This window comes from Paraburkholderia antibiotica, from assembly GCF_012927125.1.
In the GTDB taxonomy this organism is placed as follows: Bacteria; Pseudomonadota; Gammaproteobacteria; order Burkholderiales; family Burkholderiaceae; genus Paraburkholderia; species Paraburkholderia antibiotica.
In genome coordinates, this window is record NZ_JABBFZ010000004.1 from 364,654 (window position 1) to 390,609 (window position 25,956).

The 25,956-nt window shown below is 64.4% G+C and carries 22 protein-coding genes and 1 tRNA gene; 11 read left to right on the top strand and 12 right to left on the bottom strand.

The window, feature by feature from the left end; all coding sequences use genetic code 11:
- Window positions 1-82: 82 nt before the first annotated feature.
- From clpP to HHL14_RS33780, 3 genes are all read right to left on the bottom strand, one after another.
- Entirely contained in the window at window positions 83-736 is a 654-nt protein-coding gene (gene clpP, locus HHL14_RS10665) for an ATP-dependent Clp endopeptidase proteolytic subunit ClpP (protein WP_013089401.1), read from the bottom strand.
- Between the two features lie 195 nt (window positions 737-931).
- Window positions 932-2,278: a trigger factor gene (gene tig / locus HHL14_RS10670; RefSeq protein WP_169497559.1), complete on the bottom strand. Its 1,347-nt coding sequence runs from the start codon at window positions 2,276-2,278 to the stop codon at window positions 932-934.
- Window positions 2,279-2,718: 440 nt separating this feature from the next.
- Window positions 2,719-2,901 (bottom strand): hypothetical protein, encoded by a 183-nt coding sequence (locus HHL14_RS33780; RefSeq protein WP_329601645.1) that lies wholly within the window; start codon window positions 2,899-2,901, stop codon window positions 2,719-2,721.
- Between HHL14_RS33780 and HHL14_RS10675 the strand changes: the two genes are divergently transcribed.
- The 3 genes from HHL14_RS10675 to HHL14_RS10685 all read left to right on the top strand — a co-directional run bounded on the left by HHL14_RS10675 (window position 2,834) and on the right by HHL14_RS10685 (window position 4,866).
- Complete coding sequence (locus HHL14_RS10675; RefSeq protein ID WP_329601643.1) at window positions 2,834-3,946, top strand: glycerate kinase family protein; 1,113 nt, start codon at window positions 2,834-2,836, stop codon at window positions 3,944-3,946. The two genes, HHL14_RS33780 and HHL14_RS10675, sit on opposite strands and share 68 nt — an antisense overlap.
- Window positions 3,947-4,010: 64 nt before the next feature.
- Window positions 4,011-4,463, top strand: a complete 453-nt coding sequence (locus HHL14_RS10680; RefSeq protein WP_169497561.1) for a MarR family winged helix-turn-helix transcriptional regulator — start codon at window positions 4,011-4,013, stop codon at window positions 4,461-4,463.
- Window positions 4,464-4,578: 115 nt separating this feature from the next.
- On the top strand, window positions 4,579-4,866 hold the full coding sequence (locus tag HHL14_RS10685; RefSeq protein ID WP_169497562.1) for a hypothetical protein: 288 nt from the start codon (window positions 4,579-4,581) through the stop codon (window positions 4,864-4,866).
- A gap of 198 nt (window positions 4,867-5,064) precedes the next feature.
- Here HHL14_RS10685 and HHL14_RS10690 read toward each other — a convergent pair.
- Window positions 5,065-5,151 (bottom strand) — tRNA-Leu (locus tag HHL14_RS10690).
- A gap of 249 nt (window positions 5,152-5,400) precedes the next feature.
- Between HHL14_RS10690 and HHL14_RS10695 the strand changes: the two genes are divergently transcribed.
- Window positions 5,401-6,258, top strand: a complete 858-nt coding sequence (locus HHL14_RS10695; RefSeq protein WP_169497563.1) for a squalene/phytoene synthase family protein — start codon at window positions 5,401-5,403, stop codon at window positions 6,256-6,258.
- Window positions 6,259-6,342: 84 nt separating this feature from the next.
- Here HHL14_RS10695 and HHL14_RS10700 read toward each other — a convergent pair whose 3' ends face one another.
- The 3 genes from HHL14_RS10700 to HHL14_RS33135 form a co-directional block, all read right to left on the bottom strand.
- Window positions 6,343-7,572, bottom strand: coding sequence for a DUF1501 domain-containing protein (locus tag HHL14_RS10700; protein WP_169497564.1), 1,230 nt, complete (start codon window positions 7,570-7,572; stop codon window positions 6,343-6,345).
- A gap of 86 nt (window positions 7,573-7,658) precedes the next feature.
- Window positions 7,659-9,146: a DUF1800 domain-containing protein gene (locus tag HHL14_RS10705; protein ID WP_169497621.1), complete on the bottom strand. Its 1,488-nt coding sequence runs from the start codon at window positions 9,144-9,146 to the stop codon at window positions 7,659-7,661.
- A gap of 426 nt (window positions 9,147-9,572) precedes the next feature.
- Complete coding sequence (locus tag HHL14_RS33135) at window positions 9,573-9,899, bottom strand: hypothetical protein (protein WP_169497622.1); 327 nt, start codon at window positions 9,897-9,899, stop codon at window positions 9,573-9,575.
- Between the two features lie 226 nt (window positions 9,900-10,125).
- Here HHL14_RS33135 and ompR point away from each other — a divergent pair, with 226 nt between their 5' ends.
- The 3 genes from ompR (at window position 10,126) to HHL14_RS10725 (ending at window position 13,045) form a co-directional block, all read left to right on the top strand.
- A complete protein-coding gene (ompR, locus tag HHL14_RS10715; RefSeq protein WP_006048917.1) occupies window positions 10,126-10,860 on the top strand; it encodes an osmolarity response regulator transcription factor OmpR in 735 nt (244 codons plus the stop codon).
- Window positions 10,861-11,071: 211 nt separating this feature from the next.
- Window positions 11,072-12,421: an ATP-binding protein gene (locus tag HHL14_RS10720; RefSeq protein ID WP_169497565.1), complete on the top strand. Its 1,350-nt coding sequence runs from the start codon at window positions 11,072-11,074 to the stop codon at window positions 12,419-12,421.
- Window positions 12,422-12,496: 75 nt separating this feature from the next.
- Window positions 12,497-13,045, top strand: coding sequence for a peroxiredoxin (locus HHL14_RS10725; protein WP_169497566.1), 549 nt, complete (start codon window positions 12,497-12,499; stop codon window positions 13,043-13,045).
- Between the two features lie 124 nt (window positions 13,046-13,169).
- Here the strand turns inward: HHL14_RS10725 and ispF are convergent, their stop codons facing one another.
- Both ispF and ispD read right to left on the bottom strand, forming a co-directional pair.
- Window positions 13,170-13,649 (bottom strand): 2-C-methyl-D-erythritol 2,4-cyclodiphosphate synthase, encoded by a 480-nt coding sequence (gene ispF, locus HHL14_RS10730; protein ID WP_169497567.1) that lies wholly within the window; start codon window positions 13,647-13,649, stop codon window positions 13,170-13,172.
- A 152-nt stretch (window positions 13,650-13,801) separates the two neighbouring features.
- Complete coding sequence (ispD, locus tag HHL14_RS10735) at window positions 13,802-14,515, bottom strand: 2-C-methyl-D-erythritol 4-phosphate cytidylyltransferase (RefSeq protein WP_169497568.1); 714 nt, start codon at window positions 14,513-14,515, stop codon at window positions 13,802-13,804.
- A gap of 122 nt (window positions 14,516-14,637) precedes the next feature.
- Here ispD and mfd point away from each other — a divergent pair, with 122 nt between their 5' ends.
- The 4 genes from mfd (at window position 14,638) to mscL (ending at window position 21,255) form a co-directional block, all read left to right on the top strand.
- A complete protein-coding gene (gene mfd / locus HHL14_RS10740) occupies window positions 14,638-18,120 on the top strand; it encodes a transcription-repair coupling factor (RefSeq protein WP_169497569.1) in 3,483 nt (1,160 codons plus the stop codon).
- A 182-nt stretch (window positions 18,121-18,302) separates the two neighbouring features.
- The gene (argE, locus tag HHL14_RS10745) at window positions 18,303-19,541 is read left to right on the top strand and encodes an acetylornithine deacetylase (protein WP_169497570.1); all 1,239 of its coding nucleotides are present in this window, start codon (window positions 18,303-18,305) and stop codon (window positions 19,539-19,541) included.
- A 118-nt stretch (window positions 19,542-19,659) separates the two neighbouring features.
- Window positions 19,660-20,694, top strand: coding sequence for a threonine ammonia-lyase (locus HHL14_RS10750; protein WP_169497571.1), 1,035 nt, complete (start codon window positions 19,660-19,662; stop codon window positions 20,692-20,694).
- Window positions 20,695-20,808: 114 nt separating this feature from the next.
- Window positions 20,809-21,255 (top strand): large conductance mechanosensitive channel protein MscL, encoded by a 447-nt coding sequence (mscL, locus tag HHL14_RS10755; protein WP_169497572.1) that lies wholly within the window; start codon window positions 20,809-20,811, stop codon window positions 21,253-21,255.
- Window positions 21,256-21,497: 242 nt separating this feature from the next.
- Here mscL and HHL14_RS10760 read toward each other — a convergent pair whose 3' ends face one another.
- From HHL14_RS10760 to HHL14_RS10770, 3 genes are all read right to left on the bottom strand, one after another.
- Entirely contained in the window at window positions 21,498-23,471 is a 1,974-nt protein-coding gene (locus HHL14_RS10760) for a hybrid sensor histidine kinase/response regulator (protein ID WP_169497573.1), read from the bottom strand.
- A 136-nt stretch (window positions 23,472-23,607) separates the two neighbouring features.
- Window positions 23,608-24,099 carry a response regulator gene (locus HHL14_RS10765; protein ID WP_169497574.1) on the bottom strand — a complete coding sequence of 164 codons (492 nt, stop codon included), beginning with the start codon at window positions 24,097-24,099 and terminating at the stop codon, window positions 23,608-23,610.
- A 195-nt stretch (window positions 24,100-24,294) separates the two neighbouring features.
- Window positions 24,295-25,905 carry a sensor histidine kinase gene (locus HHL14_RS10770; RefSeq protein WP_169497575.1) on the bottom strand — a complete coding sequence of 537 codons (1,611 nt, stop codon included), beginning with the start codon at window positions 25,903-25,905 and terminating at the stop codon, window positions 24,295-24,297.
- Between the last annotated feature and the right edge of the window lie 51 nt (window positions 25,906-25,956).

Consider the following 25,956-nt stretch of genomic DNA (forward strand, 5'->3'; position numbering starts at 1 on the left):
CGGATGTTGATGATTTCACAACCGGCCCGATGGCGGTTTCGCCCCGATTTCGAGCAAAACAGCGGGGCAAAACCGTACCAGATCAAGGACGCTTGTGCGCCACCTGGTCGACGAGGCCATAGGCTTGCGCGTCGTCGCCGGACATGAAATTGTCACGGTCGGTGTCGCGCGCAATGCGCTCGACGGGCTGACCCGTATGATGTGCAAGCAGATGATTCAGCCGATCCTTCAAATACAGGATTTCGCGCGCCTGAATCTCGATGTCCGATGCCTGGCCGCGCGCGCCGCCGAGCGGCTGGTGAATCATCACGCGCGAGTTCGGCAGCGCGAAACGCTTGCCCTTTGCGCCGGCCGCGAGCAGGAACGCGCCCATGCTTGCCGCGAGACCCATGCACAACGTCGAGACGTCCGGCTTGATGAACTGCATCGTATCGTAAATCGCCATACCCGCCGACACGGAGCCGCCCGGGCTATTGATATAGAAATAGATGTCCTTGTCCGGATTCTCGCTCTCGAGGAACAGCATCTGCGCGACCACCAGATTGGCCGTCTGGTCGTTCACTTCGCCCACGAGGAACACGATGCGTTCCTTCAGCAGACGCGAATAAATATCATACGAGCGCTCGCCCCGGCCGCTCGTTTCCACGACGATCGGCACCAGACCGAGTGCCTGCGCTTCGAGATCCCGGGACGACTGGGAGGTCAACGTGTCCAGCATTTGGGCGCGAAAGGTCATGCAATGGATCCTTGTCTGGAAATGTTCTGAATATTAGATGCTGGACACAGGTTGGTGCGGCAAACCCGTATTCAAGAGCCGGTCTCTCTCGCGCCGCGCGCACCGCGTTCGGTACGCCACGCTTCCTTGCGACACAAAAAAACGGCGTGCCGGCCGTCGGTTGCCCCGACGGCCGGCACGCCGTTGCAGCGACGCTTATGCTTGCGCCGTTGCGCTTGCCAGCTCTTCGAAGCTCACTTCCTTGTCCGTCACCTTGGCCTTGCCCAGAACGAAATCGACGACGTTGGCTTCAACGACATACGCTTCCATTTCGGCAAGACGCTGTTGGTTGGAATAATACCAGCGGACGACTTCCTTCGGGTCTTCGTAGCTTTTCGCGAATTCGTCGACTTCGGCACGAATCTGCTCCGGCTTCGCCTGCAGTTCGTTCGCCTTCACGAGCTCGGCCAGCACGAGGCCCAGCTTGACGCGGCGCTCGGCCTGCTCCTTGAACATCGCGGCCGGAATCGGCGCGTCCTTCGCGTTCGGCACGCCGCGCTGCTCCAGATCCTGGCGCGCCATCGCGACGAGGCGTTCCTGATCCTGTTCGATCAGCGCGTTTGGCACGTCGAGTTCCGAAATCTTCAGCAGCGCGTCCATCACCTGATTCTTGACGATGGCTTGCGTGCGGCGCTTCGCTTCACGCTCGAGGTTGTCCTTGATTTCGGCGCGCATCTTGGTCAGATCGCCGTCTTCGATGCCGAGCGACTTTGCGAATTCACCGTCGACTTCCGGCAGGTGCGCCCACTCGATCTTCTTCATCGTGATCGTGAATTGCGCGGTCTTACCAGCCACTTCCTTGCCGTGGTAGTCGTCCGGGAACTTCAGGTCGAATTCCTTCGCTTCGCCGACCTTCAGGCCCAGCGCCGCTTTTTCAAATTCCGGCAGCATGCGGCCTTCGCCGAGGACGAACGCGAAGTTTTCCGCGCTACCGCCCTGGAACACTTCACCGTCGAGCTTGCCGACGAAGTCGACCGTCACGCGATCGCCGTCTTTCGCTGCCGTATCCGCGCCGCCGTCGCCGTGCTCGCCGGCTTCGCCGCGAGCGTGGAAGTGCACGCGCTGCTTGCGCAGGATGTCCAGCGTGCGGTCGATTTCCGCTTCGCTGATGGTGGTCGTGGTGCGCTCGATTTCAGCCGTGGCGACGTCGCCCAGCTTCACTTCCGGATACACCTCGAAAGTCGCGTCGAACGCGTAGTCGCCTTCAGCGGCGTCGGCCTTCGGCGCGAAGCTCGGCTGACCTGCAACACGCAGATTTTCGGTGCGGCTGATGTCGAAGAATTCCTTGCCGACCTTGTCGCTCAGCACTTCGGCTTCCACCTGGCCCGAATACTGTTGCGTCACCATTTTGAGCGGCACCTTGCCCGGGCGGAAACCCGGCATGCGCACGTTCTTCGCGAGTTGGCGGATACGCGAATCCACTTCCTTCTGCACGGCATCCTTCGGCAGGGAAATCGTCACGCGGCGTTCGAGCTTGCCGAGGTTTTCAACAACGTTAGCCATGGCTTCAATCGTCCTAAAATTATTCGAGCGAATCAGTTATCTTCTCCGTGCCGCCTGTCGATGTCGCTTCGCATCGGCTTGTGCCGATTGCGCCGCTGATTCATCAATCACGCGCCTGCGCCGCGGGCTGGCAGGCTGTCGGCAACACGGTTGAGTCCAAAGAGCCGAATATTTTAGCAAACTATTTGCGCGCCTAGCCGGGATTCGATGATTGCATCGAGTTTTACCTGCATTCCAGCCCTTTTGTGGACCTTTTTCGAGCGGTTTTCGCACTCGCCGGCCGGTTTTCGACGGCTACCGCGATCGCTTCCCGGCCACGCCGAAAACTGCACTCCGCCCATGCACCGACGTGCACGAAACCGCTCGCCGCAGCGCGATCCCGCCTATGCCGTTCGACATATTCAGCCACCGCCTCCATGCTGCTAAGCTAACGCACCCGGTCAGGTCATGGCCGAGCGCATCACCGGCTCTCGCAACCGCTCACAACGACTCAAACTTTTCAGAGACACCATGCCGAATTCGTCGCCCTCGCCCGTCGTCACGCCCGTCATCGTTATCGCTCCCGATTCATTCAAAGGTTCGCTCAGCGCGGAACAGGTCGCGCAGGCAATCGCGTCCGGCATCCAGCGCGCGTGCCCCAACGCTAGCGTACGCATCTGTCCGATGGCCGACGGCGGCGAAGGCACCCTCGACGCGATGCTCACGAGCGGCGGCGAACGCCGCAAGCTCACGGTACGCGGCGCGGCCGGCCCCACGCGCGAAGCGCTTACGGGCCTGCTCGCGGACGGTAGCGCCATTATTGAAACGGCTGAGATCGTCGGCATCACCGACCCGGTCGGCATGGGCGTGCCGGTCGAGGCGCGCAGCACGCGCGGCATGGGCGAGGCGATTCGCGCGCTGCTCGACGCCGGCGTGCGGCGCTTTTTCGTCGCGCTTGGCGGCAGCAGCACCAATGACGGCGGCGCGGGCCTGCTCACGGGCCTTGGCCTGAAGTTATTCGACGCACAGGACAACGAGCTCGAAGGCACGCCCGAACAGCTCGCGCGCGTCGCACGGATCGACGCATCGCAACTCGACACCCGGCTCGCGGATGCGCAGTTCGTCGGCATGTCGGACGTCGACAATCCATTGACCGGCGAGCACGGCGCGACCGCCGTCTTCGGCCCGCAAAAGGGCGTCAAACCGGAGCAGGTCGCGTCGATCGACGCCGCGCTCGCCCGCTTTGCCGATCTGTTCGAAGCCGCGCTCGGCCGCAGCGCGCGCACCCAGCCCGGCGCCGGTGCGGCCGGCGGTCTCGGCTTTGCGCTGCACATGCTTGGCGCTCAGTTCGAGCCGGGCGCCGAAACCGTCGCCCGGCAGATCGGTCTCGACGCCGCGCTTGCGGGCGCCGACTGGCTGATCACCGGCGAAGGCCGCTCCGACGTGCAAACGTTGCACGGCAAAGCGCCGTTCATTGCCTGCGCGCACGCGCGAGCCGCGGGCGTACCCGCCACGCTGCTGTCGGGCGCCGTCGACCCCGCCGCGCTGCCCCGTCTCGCCGAATATTTCAGCGGCTGTTTCTCGCCCGCGCCCGGCCCCATAACGCTCGACGTCGCGATTCGCGACGCGGCGCGCCTGCTCGCCAACGAGGCCGAACAGCTGACCCGCCTGAAATATGGCGTGCGTTGACCCGCGAAACGGGTTGCAGCAACAATCACAGCGCCACGACCGTTCCACTCGTCACGGGATGACCATGAAGGACTCCGCCAAAGCCGGGCTCGAGCAGTTCCTCACGTACCGTCTGCATGTGCTGAACAAGCTGGCCGAGCGCGGCATCAGCGAGCGTTACGCGGCGAAGCTCGACGTGACGCTGCCGGAGGCGCGGGTGATTGCGTCGGTGGGATCGTTCGGGCCGTTCTCGATCATGGAACTGGCGCGCCATGCCAATCTCGACAAAAGCCAGGCGAGCCGCGCGGCTGAGGCGCTGATCCGCCAGGGTCTCGTGCAGCGCGAGCCGAGCGCCGTGGACGGTCGCGTGGTGCTGGTGTCGCTCACGCAGGAAGGACGTGCGCTGTACCGGAAAGTGATGCCGATCGCGCGCAAGTGGAACAGCGACATGTTCGACTGTCTCGACGACGACGAAAAAGCCGCGTTCGGCGCCGCCCTCGACAGGATCATCGACACGATCAACGCACGGGGTTCGTGACGACCGACATCCTGGACAGGCGCGAAGCCGGCCGTTTCACAGCAACGCGCGTCGCGTGTCAAAATTGAGCATCGGCCAACGCGCCTTGACTCCCTTTATCATCCAGGAAGCTTCTGTGGACATCAACAAACAGCTCGCGGCACTCACCGCATCGGAACTCCAGACCGCCGGCGCGAGCCAGGCGACGGCGATCGCGGTCAGCGTCGTGCTGCGTCATCTTCGTTCGCCGGAACTGGCGAAGCTGCTGTCGTCGGCATTCGAGAACCATCAGGCGGTCATGCTGCAAACGCCGTGGCCGGACCAGATGCTGCAGGCATTCGAATCGACGCGTCGCTTCCTCGAAGGCGCTGTGCAGGCTGAATTGCCGGGTTCGCAGGAACAGGCGGGAACGCCGGGCGCCTGAGCCGCGCGTCGGCCGCGCCATCCACTCGTTGACGCTTCGTTGAGACTTTATATGGCGGCTTCGAGTTTGGGCGGGAGCCGCGGCCGGGCATAGCGGGCCGCGAGCCCGCTGGCCCGACAACCGCCCAGAAAAACGCCCAAAAACAAAAACCCCGTCGGTCCAAAGACTCGACGGGGTTTTTCTTTACCGCTCAATACATGGTGCGAGGGAGGGGACTCGAACCCCTACACCCTTGCGGGCGTCAGGACCTAAACCTGGTGCGTCTACCAATTTCGCCACCCTCGCAGCCGGGCATGTTGTGTGGGCGTCATACCCGCATACCCGATGTCCTGTCCGTTTCCGGGCACGCAATTTACGTGCGCCCGAAAGCGTAAGCGCGAGATTCTAACCGATTGATTCGCGCTTGTCTGCACCTGCCGATATCTGCGCGAGCGGCGCCGATGCTACAATTTTCGGCTCCGCGCGAAGGCGCCCCGGCAAACGCCGCGCGCCCCTCTCGTCCGTCTCGCCCGCCCTTCCCCACATACCAAACCCGTGAATTTCGACGACTATTGCCAGCAAAAAGCGGCACCGCCCGGATCGAGCACCTACTATGCGTTGCGCCAGGCGCGCGCTGCCAGTCAGCCGCTGTTGACCGCGCTGTTCGCGCTGCGTCGCGAGTTCGAGGAAACGGTCAAGGAAACGAGCGATCCCGCGGTGGGCCGCACCAAGCTCGCGTGGTGGCAAAAGGAAATCGCCGCGCTGGCCACGGGGTCGCCGTCGCATCCGGTATCGAAGGCGCTCGCGGCTTATCTGCCGAACGTCCAGGCCGAGTATCCCGCGTTGCAGGCGCTGCTCGTCGGGTTCGAAATGGATCTCGACCAGGCGCGCTATCTCGACTATCCGAATCTGCAGCGCTATGTGCGCGGCGTCGGCGGCAATTTCGCGGCACTCGTTTCCCGCGCGGCAACAAACGCCACGAACAATGGCCACGGCCACGCAACCGATGGCTCCGCACCCGCGCCGGAATGGACCGCGCCACTCGGCGAAGCGCTGATGCTTGCGCAGTTCGTCGCCGAAACCGGCAACGATGCGCGTCACGGCCGCATCTACATTCCGATCGACGAAATGCAGCGCTTCAACGTCACCGCCGCCGATCTGATCAATCGCAAATACACCGACGCGTTCACCGAACTGATGCGCTTCGAGACGCAGCGCGCACGCGCCGCGCTGCAGACCGCACTGGCAGCGGTGCCAACGAACGCGCGACGCACCCAGCGCACGCTGCTCGCACTCGCGGCGCTCTCGCTGGCCTTGCTCGATGAAATCGAGCGGGACGGCTACCACGTGCTGCATCAACGCATTTCATTGACACCGATCCGCAAGCTGTGGATCGCGTGGCGCGCGAAATAGAAAGAATAGGCGCATCACACGTAGCAGAAGATGCGCGGAGCATCGCGCGAACATACGAACGCGACCACTCACCGCCGCAAGCATTCACACGCGCAGCAACGGCAGCGGCTCGAAGCGCTGCTGCAGGATCGCCGACGCGTCGAGCCCCCACCACGGTCCCAGCACCGTCGCGTAAAGCCGCCGAAAATCCACGCCGACCGGCAGGTTGCCATTGCCGTCGAGCCGCGTCAGCACCGGCGGCACGCCATACAGGCCACCGCGCACACGCCCGCCCGTCACGAAATGCGGCGCCACCGTACCGTGATCGGTGCCATTACTCTGGTTCTCGCGTGGACGACGCCCGAACTCCGCGTACGTCATGACGAGCGTATTGTCCCAGCGGCCCAGTTCGGTGAGCGCCGACTGCAATGCCGCCAGCCCCTGCGCAAACTGTTTGAGCAACGCCGCCTGCTGACCCGGCTGGTTCTGGTGCGTATCGAAGCTATTCAGCGTCAGCCGGATCACGGCCACGCCCTGCCCGCTCGACGGCCGATGCTGGCGCGTATCGGACGCGGCCAGCACCTGCATCGCGGTTCTGATCGAGCTGCCAAAAGCGCCGCCCGGAAACGCGGTCTGCAATTGCGGCTGGCCGGGCGTGGGACACAGCCGGTCGGCCGCTTTCACGATGTCGTTCTCGACGTCGAGAATATGCGCGAGCGCCGGATTGCGTTGCTGCAGCGACACCGACGTCGCGAGCCGCGCCGCGCTGACGAACTGCGCGGGATTGACGAGCGCGATCGCCCGCGCGCCGTTCGCGAGCGGCCCCATCTCGGCGCTGCCGATCACCACGCCGTCGGCGGCGAAACCGGCGGGCACCGGCCGCATCGCGAACGCGCGCGTGAGCCAGCCGTCGCGCAGATATTGATCGGCACGCGACGCGGTATCCCAGATCTCGATGGAACGGAAATGCGACAGGTTCGGTTGCGCGTAGCTCACGCCCTGCACGATCGCGAGTTGCCGGCTGTGCCACAGCGGCAGCAACGGCTGCAACGCGGGATGCAGCGCGGTGCGCTCGTCGAGCTGGATCGCCTGCTCGCGCTGGATGCCGATGTTTTTACGCAGCGCGTAGTAGGTTGGATCGGCGAACGGGATCACGGTGTTCAAGCCGTCGTTGCCGCCCTTCAGTTCGATCAGGATCAGCAGATTGTCGTAGCCGCGACCTGACGCAAGCAACGCGTTCGATACGCGCGGCGCGTCCTGCGCGCCGGCCACGCGAGGCCACCATAGCGATGCGCCGGCGGCCGCGCTCATCGAAAGAAAGCTGCGTCGTTTCATGCTGTTCCTCGTGGTGATAAGGCCGGCGCGTGGGCTGTCGCCATCGCGCAGCGCGGATCGGGTATCACGTATCGCCGCCGCGCGGGTTATTTCAACTGATAGGCCGGGTCCATCAACAACGCTTGCAGGTAGGCGCTCGCGCTCGAATCGGTGGCGATCGCATCGACCGGCGTGAACGGCAGGACCGCGTGCTGCAACTGCAATTCGACCGACAGTCCCGGCTTCGCGGCCGGCGACGTGCCGTAATGCGCGAGCCAGTCCGCGATGTCGAAGCGTACGCCACCCTGCCCGGCGCGCGCCATTGCGTGCTGCGGCACGACGCGCGATTGACCCGCGGCTGACGCTGAAACCGGGGCCGCCTGCGCCACGCCCATCATCGTCTTGCCGCTCGCCGGACCACTCATGCGCATCGGCTTCGCACGCTCGGTCGCGCGAAACAGTTGCTCAACGAATTGCTTGCGCGCGAGCAACGTCGAGCTATTGATCCACGTCGTGCCGCCCGGCCATCCTTTGACGTTCGGCGGATAGAACAGGTTCTCGCCGAGCGCGCGAATCTGCGCGACAAAATGCGCGGTATCGTCGTAGTCGACCTCGAACGCACGCAGCGTACCGACCACGAACTCGATCGGCGACTTCACCAGCACGCCGCGATTGTCGTCGCGCCAGAATGCGTCGCTCAGCAACAGTCCGCGCAACGCGACCTTGATGTCGTAGCGGCTCGCGCGAAACTGCCCGGCGATCGCTTCGATGCGCGCCGGCTCCGGCGTGTCGGACACGAACTCGTGCCACAGTTTCGTCGTGACGAAGCTCGCCGTTTCGGGCCGCGCGAGCAGGAGATCGAGCACCTGATCGCCATCGAACGGGCCGGTCTGGCCGAGCACGGTCTTCTCGCCGTCGTCGTGCCGATTGGCGAGCCACGTGTAGGCAAGCGTATCGGGATCGAGACTCCAACCGGTATAAGCACGGGCGGCCTCCCCGACGTCGCGCTGCGTATAGTGCCCCTCGCCGAGCGTGAACAGCTCCATCACCTCGCGCGCGAAATTTTCGTTCGGCCGGCCTTTGCGATTGCTCGCGCCGTCGAGGTATTGCAGCATCGCCGGATCTTTCGCGACGTCATGCAATAGCTCGCCGAAATGATTGAGCGCATGACGACGCAACAGCAGGTTTTGCCGCGCCATCAATTGCGGATAAGGGACCTTGTCCTGCGCCGACGTGAAGTGGTTATGCCAGAAAAGCGTCATGCGTTCGGTGAGCGGCGACGGGCCAGTCAACATCTCGCGCACCCACCATGCGCGTAATAGTTCGTAATGCTCTCCACGCCGCTTCTGTTGCTCACGACGCTGATCTTCGGTCCACGCATTGCGTTCGGCGCGCGTCGGAATTGGCTCGATGATCCACTCGGGCGGCGGCAAGACGGCCTCGGTGCGCGCGGACGCGAGCACTTCGGCGACGGCCTGTGCGCGCGTGAGTCCTGTGTAGTGCGCGAGCTCGGTGTTGCTGGGCGCGAAGCCGATGCGGGTGAGGAAAAAGCGGGCGTCGTCGATATCGAGAATGCTTTGCCCGCTTTCCGCGATGCGCAGATCCGTCGATGCCGCGCGGTGCCCGACATGCGTCGCTTGCGGCGTGCGTTGCGCGGCGAACGTGGCCTTCGAGGCTACGCTCGACACCGCTGCCGCGCTCGCGCCAGCCAGCGACCACAGGCCTTCTGGAAGACGTCGAAGATGTTTCGTCATCGCTGATCCGGGTTTTCACGATGTCGCAAATAGAAACGCCGTACGGATTGAAATGCACGACGGAAGGCGCAACAAAAATGCGCCGATGTTTTCGACACAACGGAACAGCGGATGCACAAGTTGACGCCGAAGATGCAACAGGAATTTTCACGCAATGCGCGTGATGGAGGAAACAGCGATGAAAAGCAGAGCGAAGCGGAAAAGCGGAGAATGACGCGAGATCGTCTTCGAGCCCCGGCGCCTGTTTCCGCGCCAGCACCAGCGCGCTTAGCGCTTGTACAGCTCGCGCACTGCGTCTTCGATATGTTGCCGCAGGAGCCGGCGCTCTTCGGGCGTCATATGCCCGTCGCGGCGACGTTGATCGAGATCGGGGGGAACTGCGGTACGCAGGATCGCGTCAGAAGCAGGATGATCGATGCCGGGGTTGTGGCGATTCGCACGGCCGTTGCCGGATCGGGACGCGCGCTCGCTCGCCGCTCTTTCGGCGGGCGGCTGCGCATGGGCGAACGTCGGACCCAATGAGCCTGCGAGCGTACCGGCTACCGCCAGTGCAATCACACTCAGGCGCACATTCGGCCAAACCCCTCCCTTCATGTTGTTCCCTTCGTGGCGCGGCAACCGGCTACCTCAGATGCGTATAAAACCCCGGTAACAGCCGGGTACGAGAGTTTTGTCGAGTGAAGTATCCACCGAACAGCCGCATTCAGTAAAGGAGTCTAAACGCGCATACTTTACGCCGCGCCACACTGCGGGTAAATTTTGTAACTGACTGTAACCCCTGAAATAGGGTAACCGCGCACCACTTTCTAATCGCGCTAAGATGCCGACCATGGAAACCAAAAACCCTTCGAAAATCCTCGTCGTCGACGACGATCCACGCCTGCGTGATCTGCTGCGCCGTTACCTCGGCGAACAGGGCTTCAACGTCTACGTCGCCGAAAACGCGCCGTCCATGAACAAGCTCTGGGTGCGCGAGCGCTTCGATCTGCTCGTGCTCGATCTGATGCTGCCGGGCGAGGACGGCCTGTCGATCTGCCGCCGCCTGCGCGGCAGCAACGACCGCACGCCGATCATCATGCTGACGGCCAAGGGTGAGGACGTCGATCGCATCGTCGGCCTCGAAATGGGCGCCGACGACTATCTGCCCAAGCCGTTCAATCCGCGCGAACTGGTCGCGCGGATTCACGCGGTGCTGCGCCGTCAGTCGCCGTCCGAATTGCCGGGCGCGCCGTCGGAAACCACCGAGGTGTTCGAATTCGGCGAATTTGCGCTGAATCTCGCCACTCGCACGCTCACCAAGGCCGGCCAGGAAATTCCGCTCACCACCGGCGAATTCTCGGTGCTGAAGGTGTTCGCGCGTCATCCGCGTCAGCCGCTGTCGCGCGAAAAGCTGATGGAGCTTGCGCGCGGCCGCGAATACGAGGTGTTCGACCGCAGCCTCGACGTGCAGATCTCGCGTCTGCGCAAGCTGATCGAACCCGATCCGGGCAGCCCGCGCTTCATTCAGACCGTGTGGGGTCTCGGCTACGTCTTCATCCCCGACGGTGCAGCCTAAGCCTGCGCCCCGCGTAAATGTCGACCAAGGTGGGCGCTTTAGCGCCTACTCTGGTCCAATGCGCTTCGTCGCGGTCGATCGGAGCCGGCACTTGAACCGTCGGCCTGAGTGCGCGCTTCAACTTCAGCGCGTTACATGGGCCCCAGACAAAGCACCGACTCCGGTCCAATCCAAAATAGTTGCCGTTTTTGACTTCTCATAAGAAGGGTCCATGCGGATCGACCGGCGCCTCCTGACGCTCGCGTTCGGCGGCCTTTTCTGGCGGACTTTTCTGCTGATCGCACTGTTGATCGCAGTCAGTCTCGCCGCGTGGTTCCAGAGCTTTCGCGTGATCGAACGGGAGCCGCGCGCGCAGCGCGTGGCGCTGCAGCTCGTCGCGATCGTCAAGCTCACGCGCACCGCACTCCTCTATTCCGATCCCGACCTGCGGCGCGCGCTGCTGCAGGATCTGGAGAGCAATGAAGGGGTGCGCGTGTACCCACGCGAAGCCACCGACAAATACAAACTCCAGCCCGACGAATCGCTGAATCGGCTGATCGAGCACGACATCCGCGGCCGTCTCGGCGACGACACGGTGATCGCGCAGAGCGTGAACGACATCAACGGCGTGTGGATCAGCTTCAAGATCGACGACGACGATTACTGGGTCGCGCTCGACCGCGATCAGCTCGACAACGCGACCGGTCTGCAATGGGCCGGCTGGGGCGTGTTCGCGCTCGCGCTGTCGCTGTTCGGCGCGGCTTTCATCACGAGTCTGGTGAACCGGCCATTCGCGCGACTCGCGATGGCCGCGCGCCGGGTCGGCTCCGGGCAGTCGCCGGAGCCGTTGCCCGAGCGCGGCATGGGCGTCGCCGCCGAAACCAACCGCAGCTTCAACCAGATGGTGCGCGACCTCGAACAGCTCGAGGCCGACCGCGCACTGATGCTCGCGGGCATCTCGCACGATCTGCGCACGCCGCTCGCGCGGCTGCGGCTCGAAACCGAAATGAGCCCGTCCGACCAGGCCACCAAGGACGCGATGGTCGACGACATCGAGCAGATGGACATGATCATCGGCCGCTTCCTCGACTACGCACGCCCGGTGCAGCGCGTGCCGGAGCCGGTCGACCTGTCGGTGATCGCGGGCGAACTCGCCGCGCGCATGCAAAGCGAGGACAGCATGCGGCTGATCACGCGGCTCGCGCCGTCGGCGGTGATCGAGGCCGACGAAACCGACATGCGGCGCGTGGTCGGCAATCTGCTCGAGAACGCGCGCAAGTATGGCCTGAGCGACGGCGACGGCGTGCCGCACGTGATTCTCGAGACGCGCGTGTCGCATTCGCGCGTCGAGCTTTCGGTGGTCGACGAAGGACCGGGCATTCCCGAAGACCAGCTTGCGCTCGTCACGCGGCCGTTCTATCGCGTGAATTCGGCGCGTACCCAGGCCAACGGCACGGGCCTCGGCATGGCGATCGTGCAGCGGCTCGTCGCGCGTTATCGCGGCGCGCTGCGTCTGCGCAACCGCTCGCCCGGCCCCGGCCTCGAAGTCACGATCGAGTTTCCGCTCGCGAAAGGGACCTGACGTCACCTGCGCCGAACCGATTACGAACACTGAGCGTCGATCCTGCCGTTTTCCGCTTGACGAAGGAGCACCCGCATGAAAACCGTTGGCGACAAGCTCGAAGCGTTCACCGTCACCGCCGCGAAGCCCGGCTTCAATCACCACGAGGAGCACGGCGTCTCGGCATTCGAGGACATCACCGAGCAGTCGTTTCCGGGCAAGTGGAAAATCATCTACTTTTATCCGAAGGACTTTTCCCTCGTCTGCCCGACGGAGATCGTCGAGTTCAGCAAGCTCGTGAAGGAATTCGAAGACCGCGAAGCGGTGCTGCTCGGCGGCAGCGTCGATAACGAATTCGTCAAGCTCGCGTGGCGCCGCGAGCAGAAGGAACTCGACAGGCTCAACCACTACTCGTTCGGCGACGTGAAAGGCGAGCTGATCGACCAGCTCGGCGTGCGCGACCAGGAAGCCGGCGTCGCCTTGCGCGCGACCTTTATCGTCGATCCGGACAACACGATCCAGCACGTGTCGGTGAACAATCTGAACGTCGGGCGCAATGCGCAGGAGGTGTTGCGGATTCTCGACGGCCTGCTGACGGACGGGCTGTGTCCGAGCAACCGCTCGCTCGGCGGCGCGACGCTTTGAGGGTGCGGTAAGACGGCGGCTTTGGTGCCACCAGACATGAATGAAAAAAAGCCCGCGAGCTTCGATGAAGCCGCGGGCTTTTATATTGAGCGTCCCTCCCGATGAAGGCCGGGAGCGAATACGCTCAGTTCCTGACCAGCAGCACCGCGGCCTGCGCCTCGATGCCCTCGCCACGGCCGAGGTAGCCGAGCTTCTCGTTGGTCTTCGCCTTAACGTTCACGCGGTCGATCGGCAGACCAAGATCCGCCGCGATATTCGCGCGCATCCCTTCGATATGCGGCGCGAGTTTCGGCGCCTGCGCGACCACGCTGCTATCGACGTTGCCAATCGAAAAACCCGCCGCCTTCACCCGCGCGACGCACTCGCGCAGCAGCACGCGGCTGTCGGCACCCGCGAACTTCGCGTCGGTATCCGAGAAATGACGGCCGATGTCGCCCAATGCCGCCGCGCCGAACAGCGCATCGGTGATCGCGTGCAGCAGCACGTCCGCGTCCGAATGGCCGAGCAGCCCGCGCTCGTACGGAATCGTCACGCCACCGATAATCAACGGACGTCCCGGCACCAGCGCGTGTACGTCGTAGCCCTGCCCAATTCTGAAATCCATTTGCGTCACGTCCTCAAGTCCTGAAGCTCTTAAAGCTGAAAAAGTGCTGCGTCGGCGCGGCGGATTCACGCACCGACCTTGAAAGCATCGCGGTGCCCTCGCGCCAGGCCGCGCCCGATGCCGCGTCGCGGCCTAACCCAATCCCCAACCGGTCACGAAGCCGCCGGTCGGCTCAGAATCGCGTCGGCCAGATCGAAGTCTTCGGGATAGGTCACCTTGAAATTGCGCAGACTGCCCTGCACGAGCTTCGGCGCATACCCCGCCCATTCGATCGCGCTCGCTTCGTCGGTCAGATCGTGACCGTCGGCCTGCGCGCGCAGGATCGCGTCGCGCAACATGCCGATGCGGAACATCTGCGGTGTCTGTGCCTGCCACAAGCCGTCGCGCGCCTCGGTACGGGCGATCCGGCCATCGGCGGACGCGGCGTCGATGCGCTTGAGCGTATCGGCAACCGGCAGCGCCATGATGCCGCCGACCGCGTCGTCCTTCAGCGACACGATCAGCGTGCGGATCAGCGCCGGCGTGATGCCGGGCCGCGCGGCGTCGTGCACGAGCACCCAGTCGTCGTCGTGCGCGCCGAATTCGGCGAGCGCATGCAGACCGTTGAGCACCGACGCCTGGCGCGACGCGCCGCCTTCGCGGCGCACCGCAAAGCGCAGACCGCCGAAGCGGCGGGCGTCGAAGTGCTGGTCGTCGGGCGCGATCACGACGAGCGTTTGCGCGAATTCGCTGCACGCATCGAACGCGGCGAGCGAGTAATGCAGCATGTCGCGGCCGGCGACAGTGCGGTATTGCTTGGGCATCGCGGCACCGGAACGGCTGCCGGTGCCTGCGCACGGAATCAGGGCGAAGAGACGGGAAGTCACGAGTGCGGATGCCGCCAGGTCAAAGTAAAGCACGGATTTTATAATAGGTCCTTCGCATCTACGCCCGCACACGCGTAAACTTGCCGGTCACGTGTGAGCCCGAGCCGCTTTTTCTCCCCCCTATGCCCGATATCGCCGCATCCTCGCAGTCCTCCTCGCCCGTCGCGCTCGTCAAGGCCGGCCAGCGTTTCGCCTTCGACGGCACGCGCGGTTCGTCCGACGCGTTGCTGATCGCCCGCTACCATCTCGCCTGGCGCGAGAAGATGCCGCTGCTGGCGGTCGTCTGCGAAAGCGCGGTCGACGCGCAGCGGCTGTCGCAGGAAATCGGCTTCTTCGCGCCCGACGCGCGCGTGCGCCTCCTGCCCGACTGGGAAACGCTGCCTTACGACACCTTTTCGCCGCACCAGGACCTCGTGTCCGAGCGGCTCGCGACGCTGCACGATCTCGGCGAGGGCCGCTGCGACATCCTGCTGGTGCCGGCCACGACCGCCCTGTACCGGATGCCGCCCGCGTCGTTTCTGGCCGCCTACACGTTCTCGTTCTCGCAGGGCCAGCGCCTCGACGAGGCAAAGCTGAAGGCGCAGCTGACGCTCGCCGGCTACGAGCACGTGAGCCAGGTCGTGCGGCCGGGCGAATACTGCGTGCGCGGCTCGCTGCTCGACCTGTTCCCGATGGGCTCGCCGCTGCCGTACCGGATCGACCTGTTCGACGATCAGGTCGACTCGATCCGCGCGTTCGACCCCGATACGCAGCGTAGCCTCTATCCGGTCAAGGACGTGCGCCTCTTGCCGGGCCGCGAATTCCCGTTCGACGAAGCCGCGCGCACGGCCTTTCGCAGCCGCTGGCGCGAGACCTTCGAGGGCGACCCGAGCCGCGCGTCGATCTATAAGGACATCGGCAACGGCGTGCCGTCGGCGGGCATCGAATACTATCTGCCGCTGTTCTTCGAGGACACGGCCACCCTGTTCCACTATCTGCCCGACGGCTCGCAACTCGCGTTCGTCGGCGATCTGGACGCGGCGATCCGGCGCTTCACCAACGACACGAAGCAGCGCTTCAACTTCCTGTCGCACGACCGCGACCGGCCGATTCTCGAACCGCAGAAGCTGTTCCTGTCGGACGAAGACTTCTTCACGCTCGCCAAGCCGTTCGCGCGGCTCGCGCTGGCCACGAACGGCGGCGGCGCCTGGTCGGTCGCGCTGCCGAACCTCGCGATCGACCGTCACGCCGACGACCCGGTCGCGGCCCTGCGCGCGTACCTCGCCACGACGCCGAACCGCGTGCTGTTCGCCGCCGAATCGGCAGGCCGTCGTGAGACGCTGCTGCAACTGCTCGCCGACAACCACCTGAAGCCCGCGTCCGCCGACAGCTTCGCCGACTGGCTCAAGGGCGACGCGCCGTTCTCGCTCGGCGTCGCGCCGCTCGCGAACGGCTTCGCGGTGCCCGACGACGGCTTCGCGATCGTCACCGAAACCGAACTGTACGGCCCGCTCGCGCGCCGCGCCGGACGCCGCCGCCAGGAACAGGCGAGCAACGTCGATTCGATGGTGCGCGACCTGTCCGAGCTGAAGGTCGGCGACCCGGTCGTGCATTCGCAGCACGGCATCGGCCGCTACATGGGACTCGTCACGATGGACCTCGGCGAAGGCGAAACCGAGTTCCTGCACCTCGAATACGCGGGCGACAGCAAGCTCTACGTGCCGGTCGCGCAACTGCACGTGATCTCGCGCTATAGCGGCGCCGATCCGGACAGCGCGCCGCTGCATTCGCTCGGCTCCGGCCAGTGGGAAAAAGCCAAGCGCAAGGCCGCGCAGCAGATCCGCGACACCGCCGCCGAGCTGCTCAACCTGTACGCGCGCCGCGCCGCACGCGAGGGTCACGCGTTCGCGCTCGAGCCGAAGGACTACGTGAAGTTCGCCGAGAGCTTCGGCTTCGAGGAAACGCCGGATCAGGCCGCCGCGATCGCCGCGGTGATCGGCGACATGACGAGCGGCAAGCCGATGGACCGCCTCGTGTGCGGCGACGTCGGTTTCGGCAAGACCGAGGTTGCGTTGCGCGCGGCCTTCATCGCGGTGATGGGCGGCAAGCAGGTCGCGCTGCTGTCGCCGACCACGCTGCTCGCCGAGCAGCACACGCAAACCTTCAGCGACCGTTTCTCCGACTGGCCGGTGCGCATCGCCGAGCTGTCGCGCTTCAAGTCGACCAAGGAAGTCAACGCGGCGATCCAGCAGATCAACGAAGGCTCGGTCGACATCGTGATCGGCACGCACAAGCTGCTGTCGTCGGATGTGCAGTTCAAGCGGCTCGGGCTCGTGATCATCGACGAGGAACATCGCTTCGGCGTGCGCCAGAAGGAAGCGCTGAAGGCGCTGCGCGCCGAGGTCGACGTGCTGACGCTGACCGCGACGCCGATTCCGCGCACGCTCGGCATGGCGCTCGAAGGCCTGCGCGATTTTTCGGTGATCGCGACCGCGCCGCAGAAGCGCCTCGCGATCAAGACCTTCGTGCGTCGCGAGGAAGACAGCGTGATTCGCGAAGCGATGCTGCGCGAGTTGAAGCGCGGCGGCCAGGTCTACTTCCTGCACAACGAAGTCGAAACGATCGAGAATCGTCGCCAGATGCTCGAAGCGCTGGTGCCCGAAGCACGCATCGCGGTCGCGCACGGCCAGATGCACGAGCGCGAACTCGAACGCGTGATGCGCGACTTCGTCGCCCAACGCGCGAACGTGCTGCTGTGCACGACGATCATCGAAACCGGCATCGACGTGCCGAGCGCGAACACGATCCTGATTCATCGCGCGGACAAGTTCGGGCTCGCGCAGTTGCATCAGTTGCGTGGCCGTGTCGGCCGCTCGCATCACCAGGCGTATTCGTATCTGCTGGTGCACGATCCGCAAGGGCTCACCAAGCAGGCGCAACGCCGGCTCGAAGCGATCCAGCAGATGGAAGAACTCGGCTCGGGCTTCTATCTGGCGATGCACGACCTCGAAATTCGCGGCACCGGCGAAGTGCTCGGCGACAAGCAGTCGGGCGAGATTCACGAGATCGGCTTCCAGCTCTACACCGACATGCTCAACGACGCGGTGAAGGCGCTGAAGAACGGCAAGGAGCCCGACCTCACCGCGCCGCTCGCCGCGACCACCGAGATCAACCTGCATACGCCGGCGATCCTGCCGTCCGACTATTGCGGCGACGTGCAGGAGCGGCTATCGCTGTACAAGCGCCTCGCGAACTGCGAACACAACGATTCGATCGACGGCATTCAGGAAGAGCTGATCGACCGCTTCGGCAAGCTGCCGCCGCAGGCGCATGCGCTGGTGGAAACGCACCGCTTGCGGCTCGCCGCGAAACCGCTCGGTATTTCGAAGATCGATGCGGGCGAAGCGGTGATCGGACTGCAGTTCATCCCGAATCCGCCGATCGACGCAATGCGGATCATCGAGATGGTGCAGAAGCATAAGCACATCAAGCTCGCGGGTCAGGACAAGCTGCGCATCGAAACGCGCAGCCCCGATTTCGCGGTGCGGGTCGCGACGGTCAAGGAAACCTTGCGCGCGCTCGGCTCGCCGAATCGCGGCACTGCTGGGGCGGCGAACGCGCGCTGAGCGTGCGCTGACGTGCGTTGAGCGCTGGTTGAACATTCACGTCGTGAGAAGAAAAAACGGGGGGACGTCCCCCGTTTTTTACGTCGATGCTGCGCTGCGCCAACGCGACGACGGCTTTCGAACGCCTTTATCGGCATTCATTTTGGGATATGATCGATGGACTCAAATGCCGGAGTCCAGTCATGTCTCATGCCGCTGAAACAGCGCAATCCTCACAATCGTCTCCTGCCGCTTCGGCCGCTTCCGCTGCCTCGCCTGCTTCCCTTCCGTGGGTCACGCGTCTCGTGTCGATGGACACGGTGAGCCGCAATCCGAATCTCGGTCTGATCGAAACCGTGCGCGACGAGCTCCGCACGCTCGGTATCGACGCGACGCTCACGCACGGCAACGGCGGCAAATGGGCGAACCTGTTCGCGACGATTCCCGCGCACGACGGCGAGACCAACGGCGGCGTCGTGCTGTCGGGTCACACGGACGTCGTGCCGGTCGACGGCCAGCAATGGGACAGCGATCCGTTCAAGCCCGAAATTCGCGGCGACAAGCTCTATGGCCGCGGCACCTGCGACATGAAAGGCTTCATCGGCGCGGCGCTCTCGCTCGTGCCCAACATGCAGCGCGCGAAGCTCGCGAAGCCGATTCACTTCGCGCTGTCGTTCGACGAGGAAATCGGCTGCGTCGGCGCCCCGCTTCTGATCGCCGATCTGATGAAGCGCGGCGTGAAGCCGGACGGCTGCATCGTCGGCGAGCCGACCAGCATGCGCCCGATCATCGCGCACAAGGGCATCAACACGTATCAGTGCTGCGTGCGCGGCCAGGCCGCGCATTCGTCGCTGACGCCGAAGGGCCTGAACGCGATCGAATATGCGGCGCGCCTGATCTGCTACATCCGCGACATGGCCGATCAGTTCCGCGAGCAGGGCCCGTTCGACCAACTCTACGACGTGCCGTTCAGCACCGCGCAGACCAGCACGATCGTGGGCGGCAACGCGATCAACACGGTGCCGGCCGAGTGCCAGTTCCAGTTCGAATTCCGCAATCTGCCGACGCTCGATCCCGAGCAGATCTTCGCGCGCATCGATACCTACGCGCGCGAAACGCTGCTGCCGAAAATGCAGCGCGAGCATCCGTCGGCCGCGATCGAGTTCACGAAAATCGCCGCGGCGCCCGGCCTCGATGCGTCCGAACAGGCGGCGATCACGCAACTCGTGCGCGCGCTGACCGCCGATCAGGACAAGCGCAAGGTCGCGTACGGCACCGAGGCGGGCCTGTTCGCGAACGCGGGCATTCCGAGCATCGTCTGCGGTCCCGGCGACATCCAGCAGGCCCACAAGCCGAACGAATTCGTCGCGCTCGATCAGCTGGTGCAGTGCGAACGGTTCCTGCAGAAATTCATCCACAGCATGTCGGTCGAGGCTGCCTGACCTCGATGCGGGCGCGTTGCGGCCGCGGGCCGATCTTGTTGCGGCGGCGCGCAGCCGCATTGAAACTGCGCGCCGCGAAACGGGTCTCATCGATATCGACGACGTCGGAGCGACCGCCATGTCAAGCGCCATGCCGCAGCACACGGACCACACGATCGACGGCGAGCCGATCCCCACCCTCGACGACATCGCCGCGCAGCACTTCGCGCTGACGCCATGGGTCGCGCGCACGCCGGTGTTCGACCGACCCGGTTTTGCGTCGCTGCAGGACACGGTGGTGAATTTCAAGTTCGAGCTGTTGCAGGCGGGCGGCAGCTTCAAGGCACGCGGCGCGTTCACCAATCTGCTCGCGCTCGACGACGCGCAAAAAAGCGCGGGCGTCACCTGCGTGTCGGGCGGCAATCACGCAGTCGCGGTCGCCTACGCGGCGAAACGGCTCGGCATCGGCGCGAAGGTCGTGCTGTTCAGCGCGGCCAATCCGGCGCGCGTCGCGCTATGCCGCGAATACGGCGCCGACATCGTCTACGCGGAAAATCTCGCCGAAGCATTCGAACTGGTCCGCCGCATCGAGGCCGAGGAAGGCCGCTATTTCGTGCATCCGTTCAACGGCTATCGCACCGTGCTCGGCTCGGCCACGCTCGGCTACGAATGGGCGACGCAAACGCCCGACCTCGAAGCGGTGATCGTGCCGATCGGCGGCGGCGGGCTCGCGGCCGGCGTCTCCACCGCGCTGCGGCTCGCGAATCCGAATCTGCACGTGTATGGTGTCGAACCCGAAGGCTCGGACGTGATGAGCAGGAGCTTCGCGGCCAACCATACGATCAGGATGGGCCCGATGCACAGCATCGCCGATTCGCTGATGTCGCCGCATACCGAGCAGTACAGCTACGAGTTGTGCCGCCGTCATATCGACCGGCTCGTCACCGTCTCCGACGATCAGTTGCGCGAAGCGATGCTGATTCTGTTCGAACAACTGAAGCTTGCCGTCGAGCCCGCCTGCGCGGCCGCCACCGCCGCGCTGCTCGGTCCGTTGCGCGAGCCTCTGCAAGGACAGCGCGTCGGCGTCCTGCTGTGCGGCACCAATACCGACCCGGTCAGTTTTGCCGCGCATCTGGAGCGCGCGCGTCATAGCGAGTCACAGTTTCCGCGCTAGCTTTCCTCGCCGGCAACGCGCGCGAAATACCTGCGTTGCATTGGGGCTAAAACACTAGCCTATCCGCTTCAGATTGGTATTATTCGGCTATTCATATCTGGGGAGGTATTTTGTATGAGCATGGTTAAGGAATTTAAAGAATTTGCCCTCAAGGGCAATGTGATGGATCTCGCGGTCGGTGTGATTATCGGCGGCGCATTTTCCACCATTGTCAATTCCGTGGTTAAAGACCTGATCATGCCGATTGTCGGGATCGCTACCGGCGGCCTCGATTTTTCCAATCTGTTCATTCGCCTCGGCGACATTCCGGCGACCTACAAAGGCAACCCCGGCTCGTACAAAGACCTGCAGACGGCAGGCGTGGCGGTGTTCGGTTACGGTTCGTTCATTACCGCGACGATCAACTTCATCATTCTCGCGTTCATCATCTTCCTGATGGTCAAGTTCATTAACAAACTCCGCAAGGAGCCGCAAGCCGCGCCGGCCGAACCGCCGCCGACGCCGGAAGACGTGCTGCTGCTGCGCGAGATCCGCGATTCGCTGAAGAGCTCGCAGCGTTGAATCGAATGAAATAAAACGCCAGCTTGATTACGGCGTCGATGAAATAAAAAGGCCTGTTGCGAACGACTTCGCAACAGGCCTTTATCTTTTCAGATTGCTTTCAATATTCGTCACATTTTCAGGATTCGTACACTCCGCGTTTTCGGCATGAAAGTCCGCGAAAAGCGCCATTCAGCCGTTGCGCAAAATTGCGCGTCCTGATGCTTTCCGATGCGTCTAATCGCCCGCTTCGCCTGATGTGCCTAACGCGCGTCGTGCGCCCTCGCCTGCGCCGCGCCTTCGATCATCGTTTCGAGCTGGCCGAAATTGACCGGCTTGGTCAGATGCGAAGTGAAGCCCGCGCTCAAACAACGGCGCACATCTTCGTCGGTGCCGAAACCGGTCAGCGCGACGGCCGGCGCGTCCGAATGCTCGCGGAACGCCTTGATGAAATCGAGGCCGGTGCCGTCCGGCAAACCGACGTCGCTGACCACCAGATCGAAGCGCTGCAATTGCGTCGCGGCGAGCGCATCGTCGACACGGCCGACCACCGTCACTTCATGACCAAGACTGCGGATCAGTTGCGCCATTACCTCGGCGGTGTCCGCGTGATCCTCGATCAGCAGCACCGTGAGCGGACTTGCCGGCGCCACCGCGCTCGGCACCACCACCGGCTGCGCGGCGGCCGGCGCGGCCGCGGTCGGCAACGTGATCGTGAAGGTCGCACCGCAGTGCGCGCCGGGACTTTGCGCGGTCACGACGCCGCCATGCACGTCGGTCAGGGCCTTCGTGATCGCAAGCCCGAGGCCTAGGCCGCCGAACTGCCGCGTCATCTTCTGGTCGCCCTGCTCGAACGCGTTGAACAGCTTGCCAATCTGTTCCGGTTCGATGCCGATGCCGGTGTCTTCGACCGAAATCTGCACCTGCATGCGTTCGTCGCGCGTACGCACATAGATGTGGCCGCCGTCCGGCGTGAACTTCGCGGCGTTGCGAATCAGGTTCCACAGCATCTGCTGCAGGCGCGCGCGATCGGCGAGCACGTAGTGATGGGTCGCTCGTTTGTCGATGTGCACGTCCTGCTGCTTGACCTGAATCTCGCTGCGAAACAGCTCGAGCACGCTGTCGATCACATCATGCACATCGACGGTTTCGAGCGACAGCCGCAGCTTGCCGTTCGCGACCCGCGTCAAGTCGAGCAGATCGTCGATCAGCCGCGCCTCCAGCTCGACATTGCGGCGAATCATCCGCACGCTGCCACGCGCCTGCTCGGGTAGACCGGGGATCATCTCGAGCACGCTCGCGCCGGCCAGCACCGGCGTGAGCGGCGTGCGCAATTCGTGCGACAGCATCGCCAGAAAACGGTCCTTCGCGCGATTCGCTTCCTCGGCGGCCTGGCGCGCGGCCTGCTCCGACGCGAGCAGCCGCTCGCGCTCCTCGATCGCCTCGCGCTGCGAATGGATGTCCGTGCAACTGCCGAACCATTTGCTGACGTTGTTTTCCGCGTCGCGCATCGCGACCACGCGCATGTCGAACCAGCGATATTCGCCGTCGTGGCGGCGAATCCGCAGGTCGTGCCGGTAGTCGCCGCCCGGCCCCGCAACCGCCTTCAGCCAGCTGCGGCGAATCTCCTCGCGATCGTCCGGATGCACCGCATCGAGCCACGCGAGTCCGTGCGAACCCTGCTCGGGCAAGCCGGTGTAGTCGTACCACTGCTTCGACAGGAAATCGCAGTCGCCGGTCGCGTCGCAGGTCAGCACGAGGTGCGGCAGCGCCTCCGACAGCGTGCGGTAGTGCAGCTCGCGATCGCGCAACAGCAGCGCTTCGTCGGACGCACGCTGCAGCCGCACCTGCGACAGCACGCGCTCGACCGCCTCCGGCAGATAGTCGAGATAGTCGCCGGACTTCGGCACCACGTCGGACACGCCTGCGCGCAACGCTTCGATCACGCGCGATTCGTCGGTAAAACCGGTCACGAGGATCGCCGGGATGCGGATACCTTCCGCGCGCAACCGGCGGAAGAAATCGAGCCCGGTCTCCGGGCCGCTCAACTGATAGTCGAGCACCAGCAGGTCGGGGCCGCCGCTCGCGAGCCGCTCGCGGGCCGCGTCGATACCGGCGCAGATCGCGACCCGGCAGCCGGCGCGTTCGAGCGACTTGCGCGCAAGCCGCAGGATCCCTTCGTCGTCATCGACGACGAGCACATACGCGGCGTGCGGCGTGGACACTTCTTCGGTCATGCAGATCTTCTCTGGCTGATTCGGTGGCTCATCTTGTCACGAACGGCTTTCGGACGGCTTCAGCGCGGACATTGCGGCAAGGCATCGTGGCATGGTACGCGACACGGCATCGCGGCACGGTGCCGTAGCCCACCGTTCAGGGCGGCGCCAGCCGATGCCCGCCCGGCAGCTTGACTACCTGCAGGAAAAAACCGAGCCGCCGCACCGCCTCGATGAACGCATCGTATTCGACCGGCTTGCAGATGTAGACGTTGCAGCCAAGCTCGTAGGAACGGGCGATTTCGCGCGGATCGTCGGTGGTGGTCAACACGATCACCGGTACCGCGGCGGTTTCGGGCGCTTCCTTGAGCCGTCGCAGCACCTCGAAACCATCGACCCGCGGCATCTTCAGATCGAGCAGCACGACGAAATTTTCGAGGCTCTCGCGCGACGGATACGGCTGGCCGTTAGCATCGACGAAAGGCTGCGCCGGCGTCGGGCCAAAGAAATAGTCGAGCGCCTGCTGACCGTCGCGAAAACGCACGAAGCCGTTCGAAATGCCGGCGCGGCGCAGGTTGCGCTCGACGAGCGTCGCGTGCCCGTCGTCATCTTCGATCAGCACGATGCTGACCGTTTGCGCGTGATTCATGGACTCTCCGTGCTAACGATTCGTCGGGCATGACGCACGCGGCGCGCGTCCTTGTCCGAGCCCAGGTTGATACCGATTTATCCGATCATCACTAACGTCATTGACCCATGTCACTGCCCGACGTCAATGACCAACGTCAATGACGTGCCGACGCATGAAGCGCCCTGCATCGCACCCACCGCTGCAGCTACGTGCTCAGAAACGCACCGGCTGTTCGGGCAGCACGACGAAAAACGTCGAGCCCGCGCCTTCGGCCGATTCGACCCATACGCGCCCGCCGTGCCGCTCCACCGTGCGCCGCACCACGGCGAGCCCGATGCCCTCGCCGCTCGCGACATCGCCATGCAGACGCTGGAACGCGCGGAACACCTTCGACAGATACGCGGCCGGAATCCCGAGCCCATTATCGCGGACGTAGTACGTGCGCATCCGCGGCGCGCGCGGCTCGTTGGCGTCGACCGACTCCGCTTCGAGCGCGCCGATCTCGATGCGCCCGTGGCGCGCCGGATCGAGAAAATTCAGCGCATTGCCGATCAGACTGCTGAAGATCTGCTCGACCGCCGCCGGGTCTCCCCAGGCGGGCGGCAGCTCGCGCACGGTGACGGTCGCCGCGCGCTGGAGGATCGCGCCCTGCATCGCATCGACGACCCGCCCGACCGCGCGCCCGACGCTGACCCGCTGCCACTGGTATTCGAGCCGGCCCGCGCGCGAGATCCGCAACAACGCGTCGATGATCGATGCCGCGCGCGCGACCGCGCTACGCAGATAGTGCAGCGACTCGCGCACGTCACCGTCGAGAATATGCGTCATGCGCCGCTGCTCGCTGTCCGGCAGCCGCGCGTCGGCGACGAGGCTGTCCAGTTCGTCGCACGACACATGCAACTCCTTCGAAAAACCCTGCAGATTCACCAGCGGCGAGCGCAGATCGTGCGACACGCTGTAGATGAACATTTCGTTGTCCTGGGTTTCCTGGCGCAATTCCTCGTTGACGGCCGCCAGCTCGCCGACCCTCGCTTCGAGTTGCGTCTTCAACGCGGCCTGCTCGGCTTCCGCTTCGCGCAGACGCGCATCGGTCTGATGTAGCACCGCGTCGAGCCCAGCGATTTCGTCGCTGCCCGACAACGGCGCCGCAAGCGGCCGGCCGCTGCCGAGGCGCTCGGCATTGTCGGTCAACACTTCCAGACGTCGGCCGATGCTGCGCGCGAACACGAACGCGGTGACCGCCCAGATCAGCATCGAACCAAACACCACGGCGATCAATGCGCGCTGCTGCAACTCGCGCCGCTCGCCCAGCGCGGCCGAGCGCTCGGCATCGAGTTGCGAAGCGGCCGCATCGAAATCGGCGAGCTCGTCGCGCAACACCGCGATCTGCCGCGGCAATGCACCGGTTTCGAGCGCGCGATACGCGTTCAGCCCGCGCCCCTGATGCAAGGCCTGCGAGATCGCGGCGCTCTGCTCGCGATAGGCATCGATCGCGTGCCGCATGTTGCGCACGCGTTCGGCCTGCGGCGGCGTATCGGCGACCAGCGCATCGAGCTTCGCGAGGCGGTCGTTGAGATCGACCCAGACCGCGTGACGGTCGATCGCCGATGCGTCGCCGGTCACCATGGCCGTGCGCACGCGCGCGGCTTCGCGCAACAACGGATCGACGAGCGCCGACGACTGATAGAGGATCTGCCTGCTGTTGTCGACCCACCGCGCAGCCTGCGCAGTCTGTTCCTGGGTATCGAAGACGAAGCCGAGCAACGCGAGCTCGACCGCGCTCGGCACCGCAATCAACAGCAGACCCTTGGTAAATAGTTTCATGTTTCCGTCAGGGCGTTCAGGCCGTCGCTCAGGCTGTCACTCGAACGGCAT